A 24,703-nucleotide genomic window follows, 5' to 3' on the forward strand; every position below is an offset into this window, starting at 1 on the left:
CCGTTCAGCCTTTTCGCTGTAGGAACTGTTCGATGGTCTGCGTGTCAAGCGGGCCTGACACACGCAATGCCCGCACGAAAGCGCGGCGCTTGACTGCAGCATCCACGCATTCGGGCGTCTCGTGCACCCACGCGCCTCGCCCGGGCAACGACGCGCGCTCGTCGGGGACGAGGACGGAATCGATGGACACCACCCTGAGAAGGGAGGATCGGGGAGCACGCGTGCGGCATCCGACGCACGTTCGTACGGCAATCATCTTACACCTCGACGCTGGAGCGTCGCGCGTCAGGCGTCTTCGAGGATGCTGTCGGGCTGGATGTCGATCTTGGCTCCGGTCAGCTTCGCGGCGAGACGCGCGTTCTGACCTTCCTTGCCGATCGCGAGCGACAGCTGGTAGTCGGGGACGAGCGCGCGCACGGCCTTGATGTTCGCATCGAGCACGAAGCTCGACGTCACCTTGGCCGGCGACAGCGCGTTGGCGACGAACTTCGCGAGCTCGGGGTCGTAGTCGACGATGTCGATCTTCTCGCCGCCGAGCTCCTCGGTGACGGCGCGCACGCGGCGGCCGAGCTCGCCGATGCAGGCGCCCTTGGCGTTGATCGACGGGTCGTTGCCCTTGACGGCGATCTTGGTGCGGTGGCCGGCCTCGCGGGCGAGCGACACGATCTCGACGAGACCAGCCGCGATCTCGGGCACCTCGAGGGCGAACAGCTTGCGGACGAGACCCGGGTGGGTGCGCGAGACCGTGATCTGCGGCCCCTTGGTGCCCTTGGCGACGCTCGTCACGTAAACGCGCAGGCGTGACCCGTGGGCGTACTCCTCACCGGGAACCTGCTCCTCGGGCGGGAGGATCGCCTCGACGGTGCCGAGGTCGACGTGCACCATGCGCGGGTTCGGGCCCTGCTGCACGACGCCGGCGACGATGTCGCCCTCCTTGCCGCGGAACTCTCCGAGCACGGCGTCGTCGGCGATGTCGCGCAGACGCTGGCTGATGACCTGCTTGGCCGCGAAGGCGGCGATGCGACCGAAGTCCTCGGGGGTCGACTCCTCTTCGCCGATGACGGCGCCCTCCTCGTCGAGCAGGGGGATGAAGACGGCGACGTGACCGGTCTTGCGGTCGAGCTCCGCGCGGGCGCCTTCGGGCAGCTCGCCGGTGGGTGAGGTGTGCTTCGCGTACGCGGTCAGGATGGCCTGTTCGATGATCCGGACGAGTTCGTCGAAGGGGATCTCCTTCTCACGCTCGACCGTGCGCAGCAGTCCGAGATCGATGTCCATATCAGGCCTCCGTATTCAGCTCTCACCGGCGCTACCTGCCGCCGGAACCCTACAACGTTACCCGATGCCGGGAGCGCCGGTGCTGGGAAGGGCCTGGAGGGCGGGCCTGACGACGACCAGAGGATGCACCGCCCGGATCGCCGGTCAGCGGTTGCAGTCGTCGACGGGCGCGTCGGTGCCCGAGAACCGCGCCTGCGTCCAGCGGGTGAGCACGGGGAGGAACCGCGACCGCGGAAGCAGCGTGGCGAGGTGATCGTACCCCTGGAAGATCACCCACCGGGCCTGGACGCCGTCGGCGCACAGCCGTTCGACGAACTCCTGCTGCAGATGCGGCGGGATCACCTCGTCGGCGTCGCCCCAGGTCACGAGCACCGGCGTCTCCCACGGCCCGGTCGCGGCGTTGTCGGCGAGCCGCTCCCCCAGTGCTCCGGCGGTGAGGTCCTCGACGTAGAGGGGGCGGTCCTCCGAGACTCCGAGTCCCGTCGCGATCGACACGACCACCCCCGGCTCGCTCGGGCATCGCTGCGTCATCTCGCGCACGATCGTCTCGCCGCCCGAGGCGACGTAGTCGGAGACGTCGACGTTCGGATACGTGTCGGCGTACGGGACGAGCACCCACGAGATGAGGATCGTGAGGAGGATGTCGTCGTCCCGGGCCGTCGCCTCCTCCGCGAGCGCCAGCGGATCGGTGACCGGCGCGAGCACCGCCGTGCCGAGCATCTCGATGCCGGGCGCGTAGTCCGCGGCGATCTGCGACATCCACAGCGCCGCGTGCCCGCCCTGCGAATGACCCCAGGCGACGGTGCGCTCCGACAGCGCCAGCCCGGGCAGCTGACGCGCGGCGAGCACCGCGTCGAGCGACGAGCGCGCTTCGCCTCGCCCGATGAGGTAGGGGAAGACGCCGGGGGCGCCCTGGCCGGAGTAGTCGGATGCCACCACCACCCAGCCGCGGTCGATCGCGTCGTCGAGCGCCGGGATCGCCCACTTCGTCGCCGACGCATCGCGCAGACTCGGCGCGCACCCGCGCGCCACGCCCGTCGTCCCGTGGTTCCACGCGATCACCGGCCGGGCGCCGGCCCGTCGCTCCTCGGGCACGATCACGAGCGCGCTCGCGACAGCGGGATCGCCCAGCGCGTCACGGGTGGTGTACAGGATGCGGGTGACGTCGGCGCCTTCGGGATGCTGGCCGGCGAACGCGTCGGCGCGGATGAGCTCGCCGTGCGCATACGGCACCGTCGCGGGCGGGTCGTAGAACGCGTCGACGACCGGGGCCCCGTCAGCGAGCCACGAGCTGAGCCCCCAGACGCCGACCGCGAGTGCGACGAGCACCGCCGACAGCCCGTACCGACCCGCGGCGAGCAGCCCGGCGACGCGCCGGGAGGGCGCCGGCGGCGCGGCATCCGCTCCCCCGTCCACCGCGCGGGGGCCCGCGAACGCGCGGATGGCCCGGAAGAGGAGCGTGGCGCCGAACACGAGGCACCGGATGCCGAAGACCACGGCGGCGACGAGCACGGTGACGTCGGGCCAGGCGAAGGCCAGGACGCCGAACGTGAGCTGCGCGGCCGACCAGCAGATCGCGAGCACGCGCTCGCTCACGGTCCCGCCTGCGATCGCGTCGAACGCCGACGCGAGTCCGCCGACGATGAGGAGCACGGCGAGGATGTCGGGAAGCAGCTCGAGCGTGCGCCCGAAGCCCACCAGCACGGCGACACCCAGGACGATCCAGATCAGCGCGAACACCAGTCGCGACCACCGCGACGCGCGGCGGGCGGCGACGAGCTGGGCGATCCCCGTGACGATCGCGCTCAGGCCGATGTAGACGGTCAGAAGCAGCAGCGAGGTGAGCGGGCGGGCCACGATGAGCACTCCGAGCAGCACCGCCGCCGCTCCGATCACCGCCAGCACCCAGGTCGGCGCAGCATCGGTCAGACGCGGAAGAGCACTCCACGCAGTGCCGGTTCGACGTCGGGCCTCGCGCATCGGCCCATGATAGGCACGGCCGGCCGGGGGTATCCCTCGGCACGCCCCCTCGCCATACTGGGGCGATGGATGCGCTGATCAGCTGGATGGGAACGTGGGGCGACAACCTGTGGACGTGGATCGTCCTGCCCGTGGTGGTGGTCCTCGGGCTCTACTTCACGATCAGGTCGGGGGTCGTGCAGTTCCGCCTCATCCCCGAGATGTTCCGCACCCTCACCGACAAGACGCCGCGTGACGCGTCGGGCGAGCCGCAGTCGGTGTCGTCGTTCCAGGCGTTCACGATCTCGGCGGCGTCCCGCGTGGGGGTCGGCAACATCGCCGGCGTCGGAACGGCGATCGCGCTCGGCGGTCCGGGCGCGGTGTTCTGGATGTGGCTCATGGCGTTCGTCGGCGGCGCATCCGCCTTCATCGAGTCCTCGCTCGCGCAGCTCTACAAGACGCGCGACCGCGACGGCTTCCGCGGGGGTCCGGCCTACTACATGGAGCGCGGACTCGGCGCCCGCTGGATGGGCATCGTCTTCGCGATCATCCTCATCATCTGCTTCCCGCTCGCGTTCTCGTCGCTGCAGGCCAACACGATCCAGGCGACCGTCGCCGGCAGCCTCGACGAGTCGGCTCAGTCCTGGCTCCCCTGGGTGACCGGCATCACCCTCTCGGTGCTCACGACGCTCGTCGTCTTCGGCGGTGTGCGCCGCATCGCCTCGGTGACGCAGGCCCTCGTCCCGGCGATGGCGCTGCTGTACCTCCTCGTCGGCCTCGTGATCGTGGTCATCCACGCCGACCAGCTGCCCGCCGCGTTCGCCTCGATCTTCACCTCGGCGTTCGGCTACAACGAGGTGGTCGGCGCGGCCCTCGGCTACATCATCCTCACCGGCGCCCGGCGCGGCATGTTCTCGAACGAGGCTGGGCTCGGCTCGGCACCCAACGCCGGGGCCTCGGCCGCGGTGACGCATCCGGTGAAGCAGGGCCTCGTGCAGACGCTCGGCGTGTACTTCGACACGTTCCTGGTGTGCTCGATCACCGCGTTCATCATCCTCGTGTCTGTGCCCGACCTCGCGAACGCCGAGCAGGGCATCGGGCTCACGCAGGGGGCGGTCACCTCGGCCCTCGGCGACTGGTCGAACATCCTGCTGAGCGTCATCATCTTCCTGCTCGCGTTCAGCTCGATCCTCGGCAACTACTACTACGGCGAGTCGAACATCGAGTTCATCACCCAGAGCCGAAGCGTGCTCACCGGGTACCGCATCCTCGCCGTCGTCGCCGTCTTCGTCGGGTCGGTGCTGTCGGCCGGAGCCATCTGGACCTTCGCCGACGGAGTCATGGGGTTCATGGCGCTCACGAACCTCATCGCGATCGGCCTGCTGTCGGGTGTCGGCTTCCGGCTGCTCAAGGACTACACGCAGCAGCGGCGCGAGGGCCTCGATCCGGTCTTCACGCGCGACCGCATGCCCGACGTGCGCGGCGTCGAGGTGTGGGAGGACGCCCTGTCGGTCACCGGCCCGATCGACCTGCCCACCAAGCGCCACCAGGCCGAGAAGCACCGCGACCACCTGCACGGCGCGCCGCACGCCGAGTGACGGCCCGCCACGAGGGGTCGACCCGGCCGAGACGGGTCGCGCGCGAGGCCCAGGACTCCGCTGCGCTGCGTTTCGCCGCGCGCGGCGGGTACGTCGCGAGCGGGGTGGTGCACCTCATCGTCGGGGTGCTCGTGATCGCGGTGGCGTTCGGCGGCGACGGCGTGGCGGATCAGACCGGCGCGTTCCGGGCGATCGCCGGGGCGCCGCTCGGATTCGTCCTGCTGTGGATCGCGGCGATCGCGCTGCTCGCGCTCGCGGTCTGGCAGGTGCTCGACGGCGTGCTCGTGCGCAGAGGCGGCGAGGTGAAGAAGTGGGGCGCGCGCCTGGTCGAGTGGGGGAAGGCCCTGGTCTTCCTCGCGCTCGGCGTTGTGGCCGCCGCCGTGGCGGTCGGGGCACGACCCGACCCCGACGGCAGCGTCGCAGACGCCTCGCGGGGGCTGATCGCCCTGCCCGGCGGACCCGTGCTGCTGGGCGCGATCGGGATCGGCATCCTCGCGTCGGGCATCGGCTTCGCCGTCGCCGGGGTGCGCCGTCGCTACCTCGAACAGCTGGACCTGCCGTCGGGCGTCGCCGGCACGGCGGTGACCTGGCTCGCCGTGATCGGGTTCGTGGCCAAGGGGCTCGCCCTCGTCACGGTCGGAGTACTCCTCCTCGTCGCCGCGATCAGGCTCAGCCCGGAGGATGCGGGCGGCCTGGACGCCGCGATCGACGGTCTCGTCGCCCTCCCGGCCGGACCCGCGCTGTGCCTCGTCATCGGCATCGGGCTGATCGCCTACGGCGTGTTCCTCGTGTGCCGCTCGAAGCTGCAGCGACTGTGAGGACGGATTCAGCGGCATCCGCCCTCACAGTCCTCTCGCCGGATCAGGCCCGATAGACCTGCACCACCGACGGACGCGGCGCGTCGGGCACGGCACCCTTCGCGGTCGAGCCGTAGTCGGGGAACAGCGAGTGCTGCGCGCCCACGGCGCCGTCCTCGCCCGGGTGCTGAACCGAGACGAACACGAGGCCGTCACGGTCGTGGATGACCGGGCCGCACGTCTCGGCCTCACGCGGAACGGCCAGGAACTGCTGGACCTTCCCACGCTCCGCGCCTTCGAGCGGCACGAGGAACAGACCGTCGTTGTAGCCGATCGTGCTGGGGGCGCCGTCGGTCGAGATCCAGAGGTTGCCCTTCGAATCGAAAGCGACGTTGTCGGGGCACGAGATCGGCGACACCTTGTCTGCGGGGAATCCGGCGAAGTACGTGTTCGCGTTGGTCGCGGGATCGCCGCAGAGGAGCAGGATGCTCCACCCGAAGGTGGTGCCCGACTGACCCCGGGTCTCGGTGAGTTCGATCACGTGCCCGTAGCGGTTGCCGGTGACGGGGTTTGCCTCGTCGAGCGCCGAAGCGGTGCCGCGCTGCGAGTTGTTCGTGAGCGCCACGTAGACCTTGCCGGTCTTCGGGTTGGGCTCGACGTCTTCGGGGCGGTCCATCTTGGTCGCACCCACGGCGTCCGCGGCCAGGCGCGTGTAGACGAGAACCTCGTCGATGGACATCCCGGGCACGGCGCTGCGGCCGCCGCGGGTGAGCGGGATCCAGGTGCCCGAGCCGTCGAACGCGCCGTCCGAGGGCAGCGCCCCGGTGCCGGTGATCTCGGCGGCCGGCGAGTCGCCGGTGAACTTCGCGACGAAGAGGTCGCCCTCTTCGAGCAGGCGCATGTTGTGCTTGCGCGCCGAGTTCCCCTTGCGCCCGTCGTAGCGGTTCTTCGAGACGAACTTGTAGAGGTAGTCGTTGCGCTCGTCGTCGCCCATGTAGGCGACGACGTGGCCGTCGCGCCCGACGATCACGTTGGCGCCCTCGTGCTTCATGCGCCCCATGGCGGTGTGCTTGCGGGGCGTCGACTTCGGGTCCTGCGGGTCGATCTCGACGATCCAGCCGAAGCGGTTCGGCTCGTTGACGTAGTCGGCGCTGTGGGCGTCGAAGCGGGGGTCGTAGGTCTCCCACCCGGTCGACGTCGACGTCGAGGCGCTCGCCTGGTAGCGCTTCTGGCCGGCGGTGTCGGCGGCCCAGGCGAAGTAGCCGTTGAAGTTCTCCTCACCCGAGAGCACGGTCCCCCACGGAGTGGTGCCGCCGGCGCAGTTGCCGAGGGTGCCCTTGACGTGGCGACCCTTGCGATCGGCCTTCGTCTTGACGAGGTCGGAGCCCGCCGCAGGTCCGGTCAGCTCGAACGTCGTCTCGACCGTGATCCGGCGGTTGCGCCGCCCGCCCTGGACGTACTTCCACCGTCCGCCGTCGCGCTTGCGCGCGAGTTCGACGACCGCCATGCCCTGGGCCATCTTGTAGATGTCTCCGCGGCGGCGGAGCTCAGCGGCATCGGTCGTCGGCGTGAACATGATGCCCGGGTTGACGTACTCGTGGTTGGTGACGAGCACCCCCGAGCGCCGGTTGCCGTCGGCGATGATGTCGAGGTAGTCGCAGTTGTACCCGAACTGCTGCGCCTGCGCCTCGGGCGACTGCGCGGCGAAGTCGAACGCCGGCGACTTCTTGAACAGCGGGTCGCCCCAGCGCACGAGCGGCTCCCAGGCGAAGCCCTGCGGAACGGTGAAGGCGTCGACCAGACGGTCGACGGGCGCGATGGCGTCGAAGGCGAGCCCGCGGCCCGCCGCACCGCCGCCGCCACCGCCGAACGACGCTCCGGCACCGCCGACACCGGCGGCGACGGGCGACGAGGTCGGCGCGCCGGACTCGAGCCCGATGCCGACGGCGACGGCTGCAGCGGCGCCCATGCCGAGCAGAGCGCGCCGCGAGAAGGCAGCCGAGGCGATGTCACGGAAGTGCTCGTTGCCGGACTGGTTGCACTCCGGTCCGATGCAGGCGTTCGCGCACTTGAACTGGCAGGTCACCGCGGAGCGCTTGCCGCGCACGTGGTCGGCCATCGGCAGCGCGCGCCGGTCTTCGATCATGGTCATGAGGATCCCTCTCGGTCGTCACGACCGAACATGGCCCTCGTGCTCGAACACCGACGGTCCGGCGTCTGAACGCCAGGCGACCGAGCGATGAGAACGCCCTCATCCAGGCCGCGCCCGCACCGACGCGAAGGCACACCCAGCGCGGTCGGGGATCAGTCCGGCAGCGTGCCGTCGGCGGGCGCGCTCGCGAGGCCGTTGACCGCACGGATGATCCGGTAGAGCGAGCCCACCCGGTACTGGTCGAGACGCATCACGAGCCGGGGCAGCGACAGCCGGTCGTCGTCGGCGACCTCCGCGTCCAGCGGAGCGGAGCGCTCGATGCGCCCGCCCGCGAGCAGATCGCCGAACAGCTCGTTCAGCACGTCGATCTCGGTGTCGGTGGGTGCGGCACGCAGCCGGAGCACGAGACGCCCGCCCACCCAGCGCAGCGAGTCGTAGTTGCGCCAGAACGCGGTGATGGCCGCGGCGGCGGCATCCGTCGAGTCGGTCACGAGCACCCGGTCGAAGTCGCCGGGCGAGATCACCCCGGCCGGCGACAGCGTCTCGTGCACGAACCGTTCGAGGGCCGACCAGAACGTGCCTCCGGGGCGGTCGAGCAGCACGATCGGCGTGGGGTCGGCCTTGCCCGTCTGCTGCAGTGTCAGCAGCTCGAACATCTCGTCGAGCGTTCCGAAGCCGCCCGGCAGGCAGACGAATCCGCGGGACTCCTTCACCAGCATGAGCTTGCGCGTGAAGAAGTACTTCATCGCGACGTTCCGCTCGGCCACGATCGCATTGGGCTTGGATTCGAAGGGCAGGCGGATGCTGACGCCGATCGACTGCGCGGCGCCCGCGCCCTCGGCCGCGGCCTGCATGATCCCGGGGCCCGCGCCGGTGACGACCATCCAGCCGCGCCGTGCCAGCTCGGCTGCGACGTCGACGGTGAGCCGGTACAGCGCGTCGTCCTGGTGCGTGCGCGCCGAGCCGAACACGGTCACCTTGGGCACGTCGGAGTACGGGGCGAACAGCTGGAACGCCGCGCGCATCTCGGAGAGCGCCGACGAGGTGATCTTGAGGTCGAGCCGGTCGGCGTCATCGAGCCCGAGGCCGACTCCGGTGGCGAGGATGCGCGCGACCAGGTCTGCGTTGTGATCGATCCCCGCCTCGGCGATGACCTCGCGCAGCGCCTCGGTCACCGCGTGCGGAATGGTCGACGACGTGTTCTCGGGCATGCCTCCACAGTAGGCCCGGTGCGGTCGACGTCAGCGCGCGCGGGCGCCCTCAGCGGCGGGCGAGCCGGGCCAGGGCGTCCTCGACCGACACCGCTTCGCGGTCGCCGGTGCGGCGGTCCCACAGCTCCACCTGGCCGTCGGCCGCACCGCGGCCGACGATCACGATCTTCGGCACGCCGACGAGTTCCGCGTCGCCGAACTTCACGCCGGGCGACACCTTGGGCCGGTCGTCGTAGAGCACGTCGACACCGGCTGCCTCGAGGTCTGCCGACAGCTTCTCGGCCACCTCGAACGCGACGGCGTCACGGCCGGCGGCGACCACGTGCACGTCGAACGGGGCGACCGACTCCGGCCAGATGAGACCCTTGGCGTCGTTGTTGAGCTCGGCCATGTTCGCGAGGATGCGGGTGACGCCGATGCCGTACGAGCCCATGGTCACGGTGACGAGCTTGCCGTTCTCGTCGAGCACCTTGAGCCCCAGCGTCTCGGCGAAGAACCGGCCGAGCTGGAACACGTGGCCGATCTCCATGCCGCGAGCGAGCTCGACCGGGCCGGAGCCGTCGGGCGCCGCATCGCCGGGTCGCACGTTCGCGACCTCGACGAACCCGTCGCCGGTGAAGTCGCGCCCAGCGACGAGGGTGTGCACGTGCTTCTCGTCGATGTTCGCTCCGGTCACCCAGGCGGTGCCGTCGACGACGCGGGGATCGAGCAGATAGCGGATGCCGGTGGCCGACTCCTCGCCGAGGATCGCGCCCTGCTCCGACCACGGGCCGATGTAGCCCTTGACCAGCAGCGGGTTCTTCTCGAAGTCGTCGGTCGTCGCCGCCTCGACCGCAGCGGGGGCGAAGGCGACCTCCGCGCGCTTGTCGTCGATCTCCCGATCGCCGGGGATGCCGACGATGACCAGCTCGCGCGTGCCGTCAAGGTGCGTGAGCGCGAGCACCACGTTCTTGAGGGTGTGCGCGGCGGTCCATTCGGTGGCGGCATCCGTCGCAGGTCCGGCCGCTCCCGCGGCCGGCGCGTCGAGATGCGCGTTCGCGTGATCGACGAGCGTCTGGATGGTGGGGGTGTTCGGCGAGTCGAAGATCACCGGGGCGCCGAGACCGTCGAATGCGATGGCGTCGGGCACGACGGTGGTGAACGCCTCGACGTTCGCCGCATAGCCGCCGTTCGAGCGCACGAACGTGTCTTCGCCGACGGGCGTCGGGTGCAGGAACTCCTCGCTGCGGGCGCCGCCCATGAGGCCGTTGTCGGCCGCCACGATCACGTACTCGAGGCCGAGGCGCTGGAAGATGCGCTCGTAGGCGTCGCGCTGCGCCTGGTACGAGGCATCCTGGCCCTCGTCGGTGTAGTCGAAGGAGTAGGCGTCCTTCATGGTGAACTCGCGACCGCGGAGGAGCCCCGCACGGGGCCGCGCCTCGTCGCGGTACTTGTCCTGGATCTGGTAGATCGTCAGGGGCAGGTCCTTGTACGACGAGTACAGGTCCTTGACGAGGAGGGTGAACATCTCCTCGTGCGTGGGAGCGAGCAGGTAGTCGGCGCCGCGGCGGTCCTGGAGGCGGAAGATGCCGTCGCCGTACGACGTCCAGCGGCCGGACGCCTCGTAGGGCTCGCGCGGCAGCAGCGCCGGGAAGTGCACCTCGAACGCACCGGCCGCGGCCATCTCGTCGCGGATGATGCGCTCGATCTTCGCCTTGACCTTCAGGCCCAGCGGCAGCCACGTGAAGATGCCCGGGGCGGCGCGGCGGATGTAGCCGGCGCGCACGAGCAGTCGGTGGCTCGTGACCTCGGCATCAGCCGGGTCTTCGCGGAGCGTGCGGAGGAAGAAGTTCGACAGACGTGTGACCACGAAGATCAAGTCTAGGGCGAGCGGATGCCGCGCCCCGGTCGGGATGCCGGATCAGAGACCGGGCAGTCCGTCGAGCGACACGGCGTTCTTCTGGGCGCGGTACGCCTCGAGGCCGTCGGCGCCCTTCTTCTCGGCCCAGGGGCGCATGATGTCTCGGTCGGCGACGAAGTCCATCTGCGGCACGCCCCATCCGCACGAGTCCGAGCTGCGCTCGACGTCGACGACGATCACCGCGCGCGCTCCGACATGACCGGGATGCTCCGCCTCGACCCGCGCGAACAGCTCGTCGCCGGGGAGCACGACTCGGCCGCGCCCGTGGAGACGCACGATGCGCGGCCGCGCGTCGAACGAGCAGAACATGAGGGTGATGCGGCCGTTCTCGCGCAGGTGCGCGATCGTCTCGGCACCGCTCCCGGTGAGGTCGAGCCACGCGACCGTGTGCCGGTCGAGGATGCTCAGCGAGTCGAGGCCTCGCGGCGAGACGTTGACATGCCCGTCGCCGGAGAGCGGAGCTGTCGCCACGAAGAAGAGGTGCTGGTCGCCGATCCAGGTGGCGAGTGACTCATCGATGCCGTCGAAGACCTTGCCCATGGCGCGAGTCTACGCACCCGGCCGCCGCCGGGCGCTCGCCGTCACTGGGCGCTCGAGTACTCCGCGACGGTCGCTGCGGAGAAGGCGGAGCACGCCCTCACATCGCAGATCGAGCACTCGGTGCCCTTGCGGTAGTGCTCATGCGCTTCGTATGCGTGTCCGCACGCGCACATGTCGGTCGCCTGCGGAACCGTCTTCTTCGAGATCCCCACGTGTCCTTGCCTCTGGTTCGAAATGACCCGAGGCATTGGCACCCGGGAGTGTGACCGTCGTCAATTCTGAACGCCGATCCTGAGATGACGCTCCATGGTGCCCGTGCGCCGCTCTTGTCCACCTAACGGGGGACATTTTACCCCATTATCTGCGGAATGTCCTCCGAAGAGGGGACAGGGAATGCGCCTCAATTAACCCGAATCTGGTGCCGCGTTCACGCAATGGAAACACCCCGTGGCCACGCTCGAAGAAGAAGGAAATCGGGAAACCGAGCCCCACTGGATCCGCTTCCCCCACGAGCGGATCCGCATCACACGGGGTGTGCTGGACCGCATCGACGCGACGGGTGCGACCAGCCCGTCGACGTCGGACAGACAACCCACCGCTCCCACCGCTCCCCATGGAAGGGCGTCACATGTCCAACGTTTCGAACATCTCATCCCCGCGCGTCTCGATCATCGTTCCCGTGCGCAACGAGGCGAAGAACCTCGAGATCGTCCTCCCCCTCCTCCCCGACGTGCACGAGATCATCGTCGTCGACGGCCACTCGGTCGACGGCTCGGCCGAGGTCGCGCGCCGCGTCCGGCCCTCGGTCGACGTCATCACCCAGACCCGCAAGGGCAAGGGCAACGCGCTCGTCTGCGGGTTCGAGCGCGCGACCGGAGACATCATCGTCATGTTCGACGCCGACGGATCGGCCGATGCCGACGAGATCCCGCGCTTCGTCGACGCCCTGATCGCGGGTGCGGACGTCGCCAAGGGGAGCCGGTTCACGGCCGGTGGCGGCAGCGAGGACATCACGTTCCACCGTCAGCTGGGCAACAAGTTCCTCAACGTGCTGACCAACGTGCTGCTCGGCACCAAGTACTCCGACCTCTGCTACGGCTACAACGCGTTCTGGCGCCGTATCGTGCCCGCGCTCGATCTGCCGTCTCCCGACATCGCCGGGGCCCAGGGCGAGATGCTGTGGGGCGACGGGTTCGAGATCGAGACGCTCCTCAACTGCCGCTTCGCCGAGAACCGCCTCACCGTCGTCGAGGTTCCGAGCGTCGAGCTGCTGCGCATTCACGGCGAGAGCAACCTCAACGCCGTCAGCGACGGACTGCGCGTGCTGCGCACCGTCCTCGACGAGCGCCTCAACCGCTGGGGTCGCAAGCGCCGCCCCGCCACGACGCCCGTGTTCCCCGCTCCCGCGCACGACGCGGCGACCCGCGGCGCGAACCGCTCCGTCGCCGCCGCCCCCGTGCTCGAAGAATCGGTCAAGACGGCCGGCTAGTCATGTCGGTCAGCGTCGTCGTCTGCGCATACACGCTCGACCGCTGGGATCAGCTCGTGCTCGCGATGGACTCGCTGTCCTCGCAGACCCCGTCGCACGAGACGATCCTCGTCGTCGACCACAACGAAGAGCTGCTGGAGCGAGCCCGCTCGCGCTGGCCGGACTCGATCGTCCTGTCCAACACCGCTCGCCGCGGACTCTCCGGCGGGCGCAACACCGCCCTCCAGGTGGCCACCGGCGAGGTCGTCGCGTTCCTCGACGACGACGCCGCCGCGGAGCCTGGCTGGCTGGAGGCGCTCGTGACGCCGTTCACCGATGAAGCGGTCGTCGCCGTGGGCGGCAGCGCCAGCCCGATCTGGCCAGGCGAAGCGCCTGCAGTGCTCCCGGAGGAGCTGCTGTGGATCGTCGGATGCAGCTACCGCGGCCTCCCCGATGCGGGTCCCATCCGCAACGTGATGGGCTGCTCGATGGCGTTCCGGCGGGAGCCCCTCCTCGCGATCGGCGGCTTCAACCCCGACACCGGCCGCGTCGGAGCCCTGCCGATCGGCTGCGAGGAGACCGAGGCGTGCATCCTGCTCCGCCAGGTCGATCCGACGCGCAGCATCCTCTATGCGCCTTCGGCGAACGTGCGCCATCACGTGAGCGCCAACCGCGTGCGGCTCGCGTACGTCGCCCATCGCAGCTGGTGCGAAGGACTGTCGAAGGCGGGGATCGCGCGGACGGTGGGCCGCCAGGACGCGCTCGCCGCGGAGTCGGCGTACGCGACGCGCGTGCTCCCCGCGGGAGTGTGGCGCGAGCTGCGGCGCGGTCGCGCGGGCCTGGTCCCCGCGTTCGCGATCGCCCTGTCGCTCGGGCTGGCCGGGTTCGGGTACGTGTGGGGCAGCTTCGCCGCGGTGCGACCGGGTGCGGCGCGATCGCCGCTCACCGACGGGGCGCGGGTATGACCAGCGCCACGCACGAAGCCGCGCCCGCCGTGGCGGTCCGCGCACGCGTCTCGCGGGATTCGCTGTGGCTCGCGTCGGGGTACGCCGCGACGGCGGGTTCGGGCTTCGTGTTCTGGCTGCTCGCGGCGGTGTGGATCCCGCAGTCCCAGCTGGGGATCGAGGCATCCGTGCTCGCCGCCGTCATGGCAGCCTCGGCGCTGGCGTCGAACGGCCCCGGCAGCGCGCTGGTGGTGATGCTCCCACTCGGCGGCCCGGCCGCGCGCGAGACGCTCCGCCGGGCGCTCACCGCGACTGCCGCCATCGCCCTGGTGGCGGGCGTCATCGCGGGGGTGCTGGTCGCGGTCCTCCTCCCGTCGATGCTGCCGCCGGTCGTCACCGTCGGCGTGGTCGCCGCGTGCTCCGTCGCGTGGGCGCTGTTCAACGTGCAGGCTCAGGCGCTCGCCGGCGCCTCCGACGCGCGCGGGACGCTCATCGTGAACGGATCGGCGAACGTCCTCAAGCTCGGCCTCCTCGCCCTGCTCGCCTTCGGCGTCCCCGCGGCGCCCCTCATCCTGGTGCTCGCCACCATCGCGCCGGCGATCGCGATGACGACGCTGAGCCTCACTATGCTGGTTCCGCGGGCGCTGCGTCGTGACGACCGGCGCTCCGGGTCGGTGCGCGGATGGGACGACGATCTCGCACGGGCCTTCCGCCGCTTCTCGCTCCAGAACGCCGTCGCGGTCGGCATCGTGATGTGCGCCGGGCTGTCGCTCTCGTTCCTCGTGACGACGCTCGCCTCCCCGTCCGAGGGCGCGATCTTCGCCATCGCCTTCCAGTTCAGCGTCGCCCTCGACCTCGTGGGCGTGGCGGTGGCCACCGCCCTGGCCCGGAGCGCAGTGGGCGCCTTCTCGCACACCGCCGAACTCGCCCACGGCTACGCGCTGAGGGTGTCGCTCGCCGTGGGTGCGCTCGGCGCGGCGGCGGCGATCGCCACTCCCCTCATGTTCCTGCTTCTCGGCCGCGGATACCCGCCCCTGTACGGCATGGCCGTCGTCGGCATCCTCGCCACGGCGAGCGCGCTGCGTCCCGGCTACGACGTGTGGTCCGCGCTCTCCCGTGCGCGCCACCGCGTGCGTCCGGTCCTCGTCGGCAACGCGCTCTGGGTGCTCGCGCTGTCCGGTCTCGTCCTCCTCCTCGTCCCCCGCTGGGGGGCACTCGGCGCGTCGATCGCCGTCGCGTGCGCCGCGCTCGTCCTCACGCTCATCGGCGTCGTCGGCCTCCGCCGCGCCCACCCGCACCGCAGTGCTCTCCTCCCCTCGAAAGGTGCACCCGCATGACGACTCTCACGCTCCCCCTGGCCATGCCGCTCCACGGCGCGGTCGACAGGGACGTCGCCACCTGGGTGGGTCTCGTCGAGGCTTCCGACCTCGCGGGCGCACCCGAGCGAATCGTGCTCGAATCGGGCGACCTGTTCGATCGCGCCAGGCTCCTGGTGCGCGATCACGGCTCGGTCCGCGGATACATCGCCGTGCCCGTCGTCGGGGGCGAGGCGGATGCCGCGGCGGTGGCGACCGCCGCAGAGGGCCTTCCCGCCATCCCTCCCGCTGCGCGGCCCGCCCCGGTGCCCATCACCGTTGTGGTCTGCACGCGCGATCGCGGCGCGCTCCTGCGCGAGTCGCTCGACGCGATCCGCGCGATCGACTATCCGCTCCTGGAGGTCGTCGTGGTCGACAACGCCCCCTCCGACGAGGAGACCCACGATCTGCTGGCAGACGAGTTCCCCGGGTTCCGCTACGTGCGGGAGGACAAGGCAGGACTGTCGCACGCCCGCAACGCCGGCCTGAACGCGGCGACGTCGAGCATCGTCGCCTACACCGACGACGACGTGATCGTCGACCCGCAGTGGCTGTGGGCGATCGCGGCGGGGTTCGCGCGCGCCGACGACGTCGGCTGCGTGACCGGCGTCGTGCCGAGCGGCGAACTGCGAAACGCGGTGCAGGCGTGGTTCGACGCCCGCGTCAGCTGGTCGAAGCTCACCGCAGCGCGCACGTTCCGGCTGAGCGATCCGCCGGACGACCTTCCCATGTTCCCGTTCTGCGTCGGCGAGTTCGGCACGGGTGCGAACTTCGCGGTTCGGCGCGATCACATGCTCGCCCTCGGCGGCTTCGACACCGCACTCGGCGCCGGCACGCGCACGAAGGGCGGGGAGGACCTCGACATGTTCCTCCGCATGCTCTACGACGGGCAGGCGATCGTGGTCAACCCGGCCGCCGTCGTGTGGCACCGGCACCGCGACGACCTGGCCGCACTCGAGGCGCAGGCGGTCGGCTACGGCCGCGGATTCGGCGCCTGGGCCGCCACCGTCGCGCTCGATCCCCGCACGGTCGGTGCTGCCATCGCGCGGTCGCCGCGAGCCTTCGCACGGCTGGTCAACAAGCCGATGGCGTCGGTCGACGAGTCCACGGTGGCCTCGACGCTGTCGAAGGAGTCCCGCGGGATCGGACGCGTGGAGCTCGCCAGCGTCATCGGCGGCCCCGCCGCGTACTTCGCCGAGCGGCGGGCGCAGCGCGCGGCCGGCACGTTCTCCGGTCCGTCCTCGCGCGGCATCGCCCTCGATCGGCGGCTGTGGTCGGTGCCCGCCGCCCTCGGCGGACTCTTCGGTCTGCTCGCGCTGCTGCCCGCGGCGGCGGGCGTGTCGTTCGCGTTCCTCGCGATCTTCATCCTCATCGGCCCGGGGTCGCTGGTGCGTGCGTGGGTGCCGCTTCCCCCGCACTTCGCACCGATAGTCGTGCCCGCGCTCGGGCTGTCGGCGGTGATTCTGCTCACGACCGCGATCGTCAATCTGCAGTGGTGGACGCCCGCGCTCTGGCTGCTCGCGGCTGCGGCGGCGACGTGCATCGGCGCCGTGGCGTCGTTCGCGACGAGGAGGGCCGTATGACCGTCACCGAACCCCGTCTCGCCTCGCCCGCGGCGACGAACCCGGCGCTGGTCCGTCGCGCCGGCTGGAAGCCTGCCGCGATCGTGCTCCTCGTCGCCGTCGTCGCCTGGGCGATCGCCCTCCCCACCCTCCACGACGCACCGTGGCACCTGTTCGGCCTCATCCCGGCCGCCAGCCCGCTGTTCCCGATCTCGATCGCGCTCGTGACCATCGCGTTCTGCGTCGCCATCGCGTGCGGCGCGACCCGGACGGCCGGGGTGGCGCTCGTGGCGACCGTCCTCATGATGCGCCTGCCCACGGCGGTGTCGACCGATGCGCCGCTCTACTCGTGGACATTCAAGCACTTCGGCCCGATCGACTACATCCAGCGCTTCGGCAGCGTCGACGTGACAGCCGACATCTACCACAACTGGCCGGGCGCGTTCTCGCTCATCGCCTGGATCAACACGATCACCGGGTCGGAGACCATCGTCATCGCGCAGTGGTTCGCCGTCGGTGCTCAGCTCGCGTTCACCGGAGCGGTGTTCTTCCTCGCCCGCACGTACGGGTACTCCGCGGCGACCGCTCTGGTCGCCGCATTCGGAGCGCACCTCGTGAACTGGGTCGGGCAGGACTACCTCTCCCCGCAGGCCATCGGCTTCGCCCTCGGGATCGTGGTGATCGCGCTGGTGCTGGCGTCGACCCGCACGCGAGCCGCCTCGTGGGTGGCGGTGCCGATCTTCACCGCGATCGTGGTGACCCATCAGCTCACGCCGTACTGGTTGCTCGCCGCGATCCTGCTGCTCACGCTGCTGGGCCGCGTCAGGCCCCGGTACGTCGTCGCGGTGTTCGCCGCGATCGCCATCGGCTACCTGCTTCTGCACTTCGAGGTCGTGATGAAGTTCGGAGACCTCATCAACCTCGACTTCCTCAGCAACATCCTGACGCCCTCGGCGCGCAACGAGGTGCTCGGCGCCCCGAGCATCGGGCAGGTGATGAACTCGTGGATCGCACGCGGCATCACGGGGCTCGTCTGGGTGTCCGCCGGCGCGGTCGTCGTCGTGCACCTCATCCGCCATCGCGACACGTGGCGCGACATCGCCGTGCCGGCGGTGGTCGCCTTCTCCCCCGGCCTGATCCTGCTCGGCCAGGGGTACGGCGGCGAGGCGATGTTCCGCGTGTTCCTCTACTCGATCCCCGGGTGCATGCTCATCCTCGCCCCCGTCCTCACGCGCATGCTCACCGGCGGACTCGCGCTCGGCCGGCGCGCGACGCAGGTCGCCGCCACAGCCGTCCTCACGGTCGTCGCGCTGGGATCGATCCAGACGTCGTACGGCGGATGGTTCGCCAACCTCGTCACGCCCGAGTCCGTGCGGCTGACCACCCAGGTGCTCACCGAGGAGGACCCGTCCACCCTCACGATCGGCGTCGCCCCCGGGGCACCCGGCCGGATCGTCGCGGAATACGTCGACTTCGTCCGCGCCAACCAGCTCTTCGACAGCGGCATCGACATGTGGCTGACCTCGTGGCCGGGCTGGGAGGACGAGGAGTTCGCCGACCCGCGTCGCGTGAAGCGCCTCACCGACAGCCTGGTGTGGGAGCAGCGCCCCGCCCTGGTCGTCATCACCGAGCAGATGCGCGCCTACAGCGCGTACTACGGCACGCTCCCCGACGGCGCCCTCGAGCGCTTCCAGGGCTTCCTCGACGACGACTCCCGCTGGGACCTCGTCTACGAGTCGGACGAGACGCTGGTCTACCGCCTCGACCTCACCCTCCGCGCCGACTCGGCAGGGCAGGACTGACATGCGCACCGCGGCCGACGCCGTGACGCGGCGCACCCCCCGGCCCCAGCCCGACCTGGCGGCCGGGGCGGGGGGCATGACGGGGGCGGTCATCACCACCTACGCGGCGCGGTTCGCGTCGATGATCGCGTACGTGGCGCTTCTCCCGGTGGTGCTCACCGCCTTCGGCGCCGAGGCGTACGGCCTCTACATGCTCACCGTGGCCGTGGGTGCGCTGTTCCAGCAGGATCTCGGCGTGGGCGGAGCCACGACGCGGTTCATCGGCGTCGCGGCGCCCTCGGGCGACTTCGCACGGATGCGCCGGGTCGCTGCGGCGAGCAACATGTTCTTCCTCGCCGCGGCGGTCATCCTCTCCAGCATCACCGCGCTGGTGTTCGCCCTCACCATCCCCCGCACCCAGTTCGGCGCGGAGCTGTCCGACACCGCGTGGATCCTCGCGATCCTCGGCGTCGCCAACGTGTTCATCCTGCTGTCGTTCTCCTCCAACCGGCAGATCCTCACAGGCATCGGGCGCCTCAAGGACGTGAACTACCTCCTCATCGGCCTCGCACTGTTCCGCATCGCCCTCACCTTGGTGGTGTGCTGGGCGGGCATCGGCATCGTCGCCGTCGCGGCGGTCGACGTGCTCGGCATCCTCGCGTTCGGCATCGCGACGTACGTCCTGCGGCGCACCCGCGCGCCGCAGATCACCGCCCGTCCGCGCGACTTCCGCTGGAGCGTGTTCCGCGAGCTGTTCGCGGTGTCGGCGCAGCTCATGATCCTCGGCCTCGCCGGCGTGGTGATCATGCAGGTGGGCGGCATCCTCACCGCCCTCATGCTCCCGATCGCTTACACCGCCCTCTACGCGGCGGGCCAGCGCATCTACCTCCTGGTGAAGGAGGTGACGAACTCGCTCGCCACCGCGGTGCTGCCGACCGCGTCGATGCGCGAAGGCGGAGCCGAAGGCGCACCGATCGGCGAGATGTACCTGCGCGGCACCAGCTACGCGAACATGCTGATGATGGTCGTGCTCGTGCCGGTGGTCGTCTTCATGCCGCAGATCATGGCGGTGTGGCTCGGGCCGTCGGGCGCCGGCGCCGCTGTCGTCGCGCAGATCCTCGTGCTGTCGATGTTCGCGAACAACAACCATCTGCTCGCCGTCCCCATCCTCACCGCGCAGGGGTCGGTGCGCGGCTATGCGGTGCTGCACACCATCTGGGCGGTCACCGGCACGGCACTTGCGGTCCTCCTCGGCGAGCCGCTCGGGCTCACCGGCATCGCGCTCGGTCTCACCCTGCCGATCCTGCTGCTCGAGCCGTTCTACATCGCGATCGCACTGCGCCGTCTCGACCTCACCGTCAAGGACTTCGCGATCCGCTGCCTGCTGCTGCCGTTCGGAACCGTCGCGCCGCTGGCCGCCGCGCTGTTCGTCGTGAGCCTGCTCGACCCGCCGATCGCGCTGATCCTGGTGATCTGCGCGATCTGGGCGATCGCCGCGATCGCCCTCTACTACTTCATCGCCTTCGATCCGGCGACGCGTGCGTCGCTGCGATCCACCCTCACCCGCCGCCTGCGCGGCGGCCGCACCGTGGAGGACACCCCATGACTCTGCCCATCGAGAACACCGGCTCGCTCCTGCCGCACACCGGCGACGCGATCACCGAGATGCAGCGCCGCTCCCACATCGCGCTGTCGGCCCTGCACCGCGGGGTCGACCGGCTCGTGCTCACCGACTTCCCCGACTACGAGAACATCGGCGACTCGGTGATCGCCCTCGGCCAGGCCGAGTTCTGGCGGCAGGCGGGCATCGGCGTCGAGGCGACCTACTCGTGGCGCACGATCTCGCCGAAGGTCTACGAGTCGCCCGTCCCCGTCGCGATCCAGGGCGGCGGCAACTTCGGCGGCCTCTACCCCCAGCACAGCGAGCACCGCTATCGCCTCGCCGAACGGCTCGATCCCCTGATCGAGCTCATCCAGGAGCCGCAGTCGGTGCATTTCGAGACGGATGCCGATCGCCGCGCGTTCGCGCGACGCATGGCTCCGCGCCGCCGTCTGCGCATGGCGGTGCGCGACCGGGTCTCGTTCGCCACGGTCAGCGCACACGTGCCGAACGTGATCCTCGCGCCCGACAGCGTGCACATGCTCGGTCACCTGGAGTCGGCGGCGCCGTCGACCGCGGTGGTGCATCTGCTGCGCCGCGACGACGAGAGCGCCGGCCCCGGGAGCATCGCGACGGCCGTCGACTGGCCCGCGATGACCTTCGCCGACCGGCTGCGGCAGCGACTGAGCCGCACGTTCGCCGAGGGCGCGGTGACCCGCACGATGAACCGCTCGACCGACCGCTGGTTCGCCGACGCGGCGAAGCGGCTCGCGACCGGCGTCGCACTCCTCTCCCCGGGCGAGACGATCATCACCGATCGACTCCACGCGATGCTGATCGCCCTGCAGATGGGCAGGCGCGTCATCGCGATCGACAACGCGAACGGCAAGCTCAGCAGCTATGCGGCGACCTGGTTCGAGGACCTCGACCTGCCGCTCGAGTTCGCGCCCGACCTCGCCGCAGCGACGGACATGGTGTAGCCGTGGTCATCGCACGCGAGCCGAGGGCGACGGCGTCCACGCCGCGCGACGACAGCGTCGCGCGGCCGCACGCCGCCGTCTCCTCGGGCAGGATCCCCGGCAGGGACCTGCTCTCGGACGGCGTGCGGATCAGTGTCGAGCTCGCGCCGCTGATCGTGCCCGAGCGCGAGACCGTGGTGCGCGCCGTGCGCGCACTCATCGGGATGGGCGCCGACGCGCGGGCGGGACGCACGTTCGACGGCGCCCGCTGGCGCTACGACGGCGACCTCCTCGACGCGCAGGCCGAGCGCATGGTGCAGCCCCTCCGCGCCGAGCACACCGGCGACGCCGGGCTGCCGCGGCTGCGCGAGGCCGTGGCATCCGACCTGCCCTTCATGGTGTTCCTGGGCGACGACCGGGCGTCTCTGTGCATCGATCACCGGCTCGGCGACGGCTTCCTCAGCGTGATGCTCACCGCGGGCGCCCTCGCCGGGCGCGGCGCCCCGGCGGTCTTCGCGAATGCGGACGACCGCGACCCGCTGCCCGCCGCGCTGTCTGCGACCTACGGCCGTCACGCGGACCGCCTCGGTGCGCTGCTGCACGACCGATGGGGCGATCACCGGCCGGCGTACTCGGGACCGACGGTGCCCGGCGGTCGGGGGCGCCTCGACCTGGTGACGGGGGCGATGGATGCCGCCACGTTCCGTGCCCTCGCCGACTGGAGCCGTGGGCGGGTGCCGCCGACCCTCGCGATGATGTTCGCGCTGCACGAGGCGCTGCGCCGCACCGGCATCCCCGTGACCGACGAGGGCGCGATCCTCGTCGACCTGCGTCGCTATCTGCCCTCCGGAAGGTCGACTCTCGCGAACTTCGTCGTCGGCCACCCCGTCTCGGTGCGGGACGGCATCGACGTCGCCGGAGCCCGATTCCACCGGGATCTCCACGTCGGCCGCCCGCTCGCCGCCCTCACCTCGGGTCTCCTGACGCGCGCCTGGCGGCGTCCTGCTCCGGCCGTGGTGCCCGCGGCGGCGAGTCCGATCGTCAGCGACATGGGCTTCCTCCGGGCGCTCGAGCCGCTTCCGTGGGCGTCGGACGATGCGGTCGTGCGGGTGTCGGTGGACCCCGCGGGCCGCAACGGCATCACCGCCCTCACCGCCGTGCTGCGCCGGCGCCTCAACATCTCGGTGAGCTTCGACAGCTCGCTGTGGGAGCGCGATGCGGTCACCGCCGCGTGCGACCTCCTCCGCCACGATCCGAAGGGACTGCTGCCGTGACCACGACCGCACCCGCCCCCCTGACCGACTCCGGCAGCACGCCGCCCGTGGACACCCGGCGACGCCGGAGACGCCGCCTCACCCTCGGCATCTCCGCCGGCATCCTCACGATCGTGCTGGTGCTCGGCGGTGTCTGGTGGTTCACCGGCTTCTCGTTCCTCGGCGCGCGCTACGGCGACGACTCGGTGCTGTTCGACGACTTCGACGGCGCGGCCGGCGACAAGCCGAACCCCGACGTCTGGAGCATCCAGACCGGCGGCGGCGGCTGGGGCAACGAGGAGCTGCAGGAGTACACCGAGGATGCCGTGGCGCTCGACGGCGACGGCAATCTGGTGATCACCGCCACCGTTCCCGAAGACGGCACCCAGCCGACCTCGGGGCGCATCACGAGCCACGGCAAGTGGTCGTTCAGCTTCGGGCGGCTGTCGGCGCGCATCAAGCTGCCGGAAGGCCAGGGGCTCCTCCCCGCCTTCTGGCTGCTGGGCGACAACATCGACCGCGTCGGCTGGCCGGCCGCCGGAGAGGTCGACATCATCGAGACCCCGAACACCACGAGCCGCAGCACCCACCACCTCCACGGCCCGACGGGGATCACCAACAAGTGGTCGCTCAACGAGGGCTACGACATGCCGGTGCCCCTCGCCGACGGCTTCCACGTCTACACGGTCGAGAAGCAGGAGGGCCGGATCATCATGGCCATCGACGACCAGATCGTGATGGACGTCGAGGAGTGGGATGTGCCCGTCCCCGGTCGCTGGGTCTTCGACGCACCGACCCACGCGCTGTTCAGCCTCGCCGTCGGCGGCAACTGGCCGGGCGACCCCGACGCATCGACCCCCGTGGTCAACGAGATGGTGATCGACTGGATGTCGTTCACCCCGGCGGATCAGCTCGGCGACACCCCGATCGGCTCGCTCGGAGAGGTGACCCGGTGACCGGCGCCAACACGATGGCGGAGGGGGCGACCGCCCGCGACCTCGTCCGCAGCGTCGCACAGGATCTGACGTGGGGATGGAAGTCGTTCATCACGAACAGCGTCGCCGGGTCGCCGCTGTGCCCGCGTGCTCTGCGCTACGCGATCCTGCGCCTGCGCGGCTTCGACGTGCAGACCCCCAAGCTCCAGTCCCGCTGCACCTTCACCGGCGGGCGCGACATCCGGATCGGGGCGCGCACCTCGGTGAACGTGTGGTGCTACTTCGAGGCCGTGGCCCCGATCCGCATCGGCGAGGACTGCCACATCGCGATGTTCACCACGATCATCACCAGCTCCCACGACGTCGGCCCCGCCGGGGTGATCCACCGTCGCAGCAGCGCCCCGGTGACGATCGGCGACCGGGTGTGGCTCGGCGCGCACGTGACCGTGCTCCCGGGCGTGACCATCGGAGACGACGTGGTCGTCGCCGCGGGCGCGGTCGTGCACCGCGACCTCGCCGCGGGTGGCGTGTACGGAGGGGTGCCCGCGCGCCTCATCCGCACGCTCGACGAGGCCCCTTCCGTTCTGGCGGCGGCGAACGCCGGGTGAACCCGGTCGGCCTGCCGGCGCAGCGTGCCTACGCTGGAGGCATGACCACCGTGCTACTCACCGGCTTCGAGCCGTTCGGCGGCGATCCGTCGAACCCGAGCGGAGAGGCGGTGCACCTGGTCGCCTCGCGCTGGAGCGGGCCGGAGACGCTCGTGACCGCGGTGCTCCCGGTGACCTTCGGCGGCGGCGCCGCGGCGATGCGCGAGCTGATCGCCGAGCACCGACCCGACGTCGTGGTCGCCGCGGGGCTCGCGGGAGGCCGCGCCGCCGTCGGCGTCGAGCGGATCGCGGTGAACCTCGTCGACGCCCGCATCCCCGACAACGCCGGGGCGCAGCCCGTCGACGCGCCGAGTGTCGCCGGCGCTCCCCCGGCGGCGTTCGCCACGCTGCCGGTCAAGGCGATCACCGGCGCGCTGTCCGCCGCCGGCATCCCGGCCGAGCTGTCGCACTCCGCCGGCACCTTCGTCTGCAACCACGTCTTCTTCACCGCGATGGATACCGCGCCCGCAGGCGTGCGCGCCGGGTTCGTGCACGTGCCGTGGTCGGCCGAGCACGCGCCGTCCGCCGATGCCCCGACCCTCCCCCTGCACGACATCGCGCGCGCACTCGAGATCACGGTGCGCACCTCGCTCGACACGGGCGTGGATGCCGCGGTCCCGGGCGGCGCCATCCACTGAGGCAGCCCTCGGGCCGCAGGGCGCGGAGTGGAGGTCTGCGCACGGGAGGATACCCCGGCCCCAGGCATCCTCCGCATCCGGAATCACCTCCGCTTCGAGGCGGCGCCGCAAGCCCGCAAGCCCCGCAAG

General features: G+C 70.9%; 21 protein-coding genes. 13 read left to right on the top strand and 8 right to left on the bottom strand.

The genetic code is table 11. The features are described 5' to 3' along the window. Nucleotides 1-4: 4 nt before the first annotated feature. From JOD63_RS09000 to JOD63_RS09010, 3 genes are all read right to left on the bottom strand, one after another. Nucleotides 5-256, bottom strand: a complete 252-nt coding sequence (locus JOD63_RS09000; RefSeq protein WP_084613372.1) for a YlxR family protein — start codon at nucleotides 254-256, stop codon at nucleotides 5-7. A gap of 29 nt (nucleotides 257-285) precedes the next feature. Continuing rightward, complete coding sequence (gene nusA, locus JOD63_RS09005; RefSeq protein ID WP_045274663.1) at nucleotides 286-1,275, bottom strand: transcription termination factor NusA; 990 nt, start codon at nucleotides 1,273-1,275, stop codon at nucleotides 286-288. Nucleotides 1,276-1,419: 144 nt separating this feature from the next. Beyond that, nucleotides 1,420-3,255, bottom strand: coding sequence for a lipase family protein (locus JOD63_RS09010; RefSeq protein WP_052682386.1), 1,836 nt, complete (start codon nucleotides 3,253-3,255; stop codon nucleotides 1,420-1,422). 65 nt (nucleotides 3,256-3,320) lie between these two features. On the opposite strand from JOD63_RS09010, the gene JOD63_RS09015 reads away from it, so the two are divergent. Both JOD63_RS09015 and JOD63_RS09020 read left to right on the top strand, forming a co-directional pair. Continuing rightward, nucleotides 3,321-4,832: an alanine/glycine:cation symporter family protein gene (locus JOD63_RS09015; protein WP_045274662.1), complete on the top strand. Its 1,512-nt coding sequence runs from the start codon at nucleotides 3,321-3,323 to the stop codon at nucleotides 4,830-4,832. After that, nucleotides 4,829-5,650, top strand: a complete 822-nt coding sequence (locus JOD63_RS09020; protein WP_052682384.1) for a DUF1206 domain-containing protein — start codon at nucleotides 4,829-4,831, stop codon at nucleotides 5,648-5,650. Before JOD63_RS09015 ends, JOD63_RS09020 begins: the two co-directional genes overlap by 4 nt. 43 nt (nucleotides 5,651-5,693) lie before the next feature. On the opposite strand, the gene JOD63_RS09025 is transcribed toward JOD63_RS09020, so the two are convergent. The 5 genes from JOD63_RS09025 to JOD63_RS09045 all read right to left on the bottom strand — a co-directional run bounded on the left by JOD63_RS09025 (nucleotide 5,694) and on the right by JOD63_RS09045 (nucleotide 11,644). Beyond that, entirely contained in the window at nucleotides 5,694-7,781 is a 2,088-nt protein-coding gene (locus tag JOD63_RS09025; protein ID WP_157003934.1) for a PhoX family protein, read from the bottom strand. A gap of 152 nt (nucleotides 7,782-7,933) precedes the next feature. Beyond that, nucleotides 7,934-8,992 carry an LOG family protein gene (locus tag JOD63_RS09030; protein ID WP_045274661.1) on the bottom strand — a complete coding sequence of 353 codons (1,059 nt, stop codon included), beginning with the start codon at nucleotides 8,990-8,992 and terminating at the stop codon, nucleotides 7,934-7,936. Between the two features lie 49 nt (nucleotides 8,993-9,041). Continuing rightward, nucleotides 9,042-10,841, bottom strand: coding sequence for a proline--tRNA ligase (locus JOD63_RS09035; RefSeq protein WP_045274678.1), 1,800 nt, complete (start codon nucleotides 10,839-10,841; stop codon nucleotides 9,042-9,044). A 51-nt stretch (nucleotides 10,842-10,892) separates the two neighbouring features. Beyond that, the gene (locus JOD63_RS09040) at nucleotides 10,893-11,432 is read right to left on the bottom strand and encodes a pyridoxamine 5'-phosphate oxidase family protein (protein WP_045274660.1); all 540 of its coding nucleotides are present in this window, start codon (nucleotides 11,430-11,432) and stop codon (nucleotides 10,893-10,895) included. A 41-nt stretch (nucleotides 11,433-11,473) separates the two neighbouring features. Beyond that, nucleotides 11,474-11,644, bottom strand: coding sequence for a hypothetical protein (locus tag JOD63_RS09045; protein WP_157003933.1), 171 nt, complete (start codon nucleotides 11,642-11,644; stop codon nucleotides 11,474-11,476). Between the two features lie 416 nt (nucleotides 11,645-12,060). On the opposite strand from JOD63_RS09045, the gene JOD63_RS09050 reads away from it, so the two are divergent. The 11 genes from JOD63_RS09050 to pcp are packed head-to-tail and all read left to right on the top strand — an operon-like array spanning nucleotide 12,061 to nucleotide 24,574. After that, entirely contained in the window at nucleotides 12,061-12,921 is an 861-nt protein-coding gene (locus JOD63_RS09050; RefSeq protein ID WP_084613371.1) for a glycosyltransferase family 2 protein, read from the top strand. Between the two features lie 2 nt (nucleotides 12,922-12,923). Continuing rightward, nucleotides 12,924-13,865 carry a glycosyltransferase family 2 protein gene (locus JOD63_RS09055; protein ID WP_045274659.1) on the top strand — a complete coding sequence of 314 codons (942 nt, stop codon included), beginning with the start codon at nucleotides 12,924-12,926 and terminating at the stop codon, nucleotides 13,863-13,865. Continuing rightward, a complete protein-coding gene (locus tag JOD63_RS09060; protein ID WP_211088083.1) occupies nucleotides 13,862-15,181 on the top strand; it encodes a polysaccharide biosynthesis protein in 1,320 nt (439 codons plus the stop codon). The genes JOD63_RS09055 and JOD63_RS09060 overlap by 4 nt, the downstream gene beginning before the upstream one ends. Then, entirely contained in the window at nucleotides 15,178-16,782 is a 1,605-nt protein-coding gene (locus JOD63_RS09065; RefSeq protein ID WP_052682382.1) for a glycosyltransferase family 2 protein, read from the top strand. The genes JOD63_RS09060 and JOD63_RS09065 overlap by 4 nt, the downstream gene beginning before the upstream one ends. Continuing rightward, nucleotides 16,779-18,563 carry a hypothetical protein gene (locus tag JOD63_RS09070; protein ID WP_045274657.1) on the top strand — a complete coding sequence of 595 codons (1,785 nt, stop codon included), beginning with the start codon at nucleotides 16,779-16,781 and terminating at the stop codon, nucleotides 18,561-18,563. Before JOD63_RS09065 ends, JOD63_RS09070 begins: the two co-directional genes overlap by 4 nt. A 1-nt stretch (nucleotide 18,564) precedes the next feature. Next, nucleotides 18,565-20,148, top strand: coding sequence for an oligosaccharide flippase family protein (locus tag JOD63_RS09075; protein ID WP_052682380.1), 1,584 nt, complete (start codon nucleotides 18,565-18,567; stop codon nucleotides 20,146-20,148). Further along, nucleotides 20,145-21,122 carry a polysaccharide pyruvyl transferase family protein gene (locus tag JOD63_RS09080; RefSeq protein WP_045274656.1) on the top strand — a complete coding sequence of 326 codons (978 nt, stop codon included), beginning with the start codon at nucleotides 20,145-20,147 and terminating at the stop codon, nucleotides 21,120-21,122. The genes JOD63_RS09075 and JOD63_RS09080 overlap by 4 nt, the downstream gene beginning before the upstream one ends. A gap of 2 nt (nucleotides 21,123-21,124) precedes the next feature. After that, a complete protein-coding gene (locus JOD63_RS18210) occupies nucleotides 21,125-22,375 on the top strand; it encodes a hypothetical protein (RefSeq protein WP_045274655.1) in 1,251 nt (416 codons plus the stop codon). Beyond that, a complete protein-coding gene (locus JOD63_RS18215; protein ID WP_052682378.1) occupies nucleotides 22,372-23,310 on the top strand; it encodes a glycoside hydrolase family 16 protein in 939 nt (312 codons plus the stop codon). The genes JOD63_RS18210 and JOD63_RS18215 overlap by 4 nt, the downstream gene beginning before the upstream one ends. After that, nucleotides 23,307-23,897 carry an acyltransferase gene (locus tag JOD63_RS18035; RefSeq protein ID WP_052682377.1) on the top strand — a complete coding sequence of 197 codons (591 nt, stop codon included), beginning with the start codon at nucleotides 23,307-23,309 and terminating at the stop codon, nucleotides 23,895-23,897. Before JOD63_RS18215 ends, JOD63_RS18035 begins: the two co-directional genes overlap by 4 nt. A 41-nt stretch (nucleotides 23,898-23,938) precedes the next feature. Continuing rightward, a complete protein-coding gene (gene pcp, locus JOD63_RS09100; RefSeq protein WP_045274654.1) occupies nucleotides 23,939-24,574 on the top strand; it encodes a pyroglutamyl-peptidase I in 636 nt (211 codons plus the stop codon). The last annotated feature ends 129 nt before the right edge of the window (nucleotides 24,575-24,703 follow it).

Origin of the sequence: Microbacterium terrae, assembly GCF_017831975.1 — a bacterium.
In the GTDB taxonomy this organism is placed as follows: domain Bacteria; phylum Actinomycetota; class Actinomycetes; order Actinomycetales; family Microbacteriaceae; genus Microbacterium; species Microbacterium terrae.

Coding starts and splice junctions, on each gene's coding strand:
- JOD63_RS09000 (WP_084613372.1), bottom strand. CDS start 256: ATGATTGCCGTACGAACGTGCGTCGGATGCCGCACGCGTGCTCCCCGA.
- nusA (WP_045274663.1), bottom strand. CDS start 1,275: ATGGACATCGATCTCGGACTGCTGCGCACGGTCGAGCGTGAGAAGGAG.
- JOD63_RS09010 (WP_052682386.1), bottom strand. CDS start 3,255: ATGCGCGAGGCCCGACGTCGAACCGGCACTGCGTGGAGTGCTCTTCCG.
- JOD63_RS09015 (WP_045274662.1), top strand. CDS start 3,321: ATGGATGCGCTGATCAGCTGGATGGGAACGTGGGGCGACAACCTGTGG.
- JOD63_RS09025 (WP_157003934.1), bottom strand. CDS start 7,781: ATGACCATGATCGAAGACCGGCGCGCGCTGCCGATGGCCGACCACGTG.
- JOD63_RS09030 (WP_045274661.1), bottom strand. CDS start 8,992: ATGCCCGAGAACACGTCGTCGACCATTCCGCACGCGGTGACCGAGGCG.
- JOD63_RS09040 (WP_045274660.1), bottom strand. CDS start 11,432: ATGGGCAAGGTCTTCGACGGCATCGATGAGTCACTCGCCACCTGGATC.
- JOD63_RS09050 (WP_084613371.1), top strand. CDS start 12,061: ATGTCCAACGTTTCGAACATCTCATCCCCGCGCGTCTCGATCATCGTT.
- JOD63_RS09055 (WP_045274659.1), top strand. CDS start 12,924: ATGTCGGTCAGCGTCGTCGTCTGCGCATACACGCTCGACCGCTGGGAT.
- JOD63_RS09060 (WP_211088083.1), top strand. CDS start 13,862: ATGACCAGCGCCACGCACGAAGCCGCGCCCGCCGTGGCGGTCCGCGCA.
- JOD63_RS09065 (WP_052682382.1), top strand. CDS start 15,178: ATGACGACTCTCACGCTCCCCCTGGCCATGCCGCTCCACGGCGCGGTC.
- JOD63_RS09070 (WP_045274657.1), top strand. CDS start 16,779: ATGACCGTCACCGAACCCCGTCTCGCCTCGCCCGCGGCGACGAACCCG.
- JOD63_RS09075 (WP_052682380.1), top strand. CDS start 18,565: ATGCGCACCGCGGCCGACGCCGTGACGCGGCGCACCCCCCGGCCCCAG.
- JOD63_RS09080 (WP_045274656.1), top strand. CDS start 20,145: ATGACTCTGCCCATCGAGAACACCGGCTCGCTCCTGCCGCACACCGGC.
- pcp (WP_045274654.1), top strand. CDS start 23,939: ATGACCACCGTGCTACTCACCGGCTTCGAGCCGTTCGGCGGCGATCCG.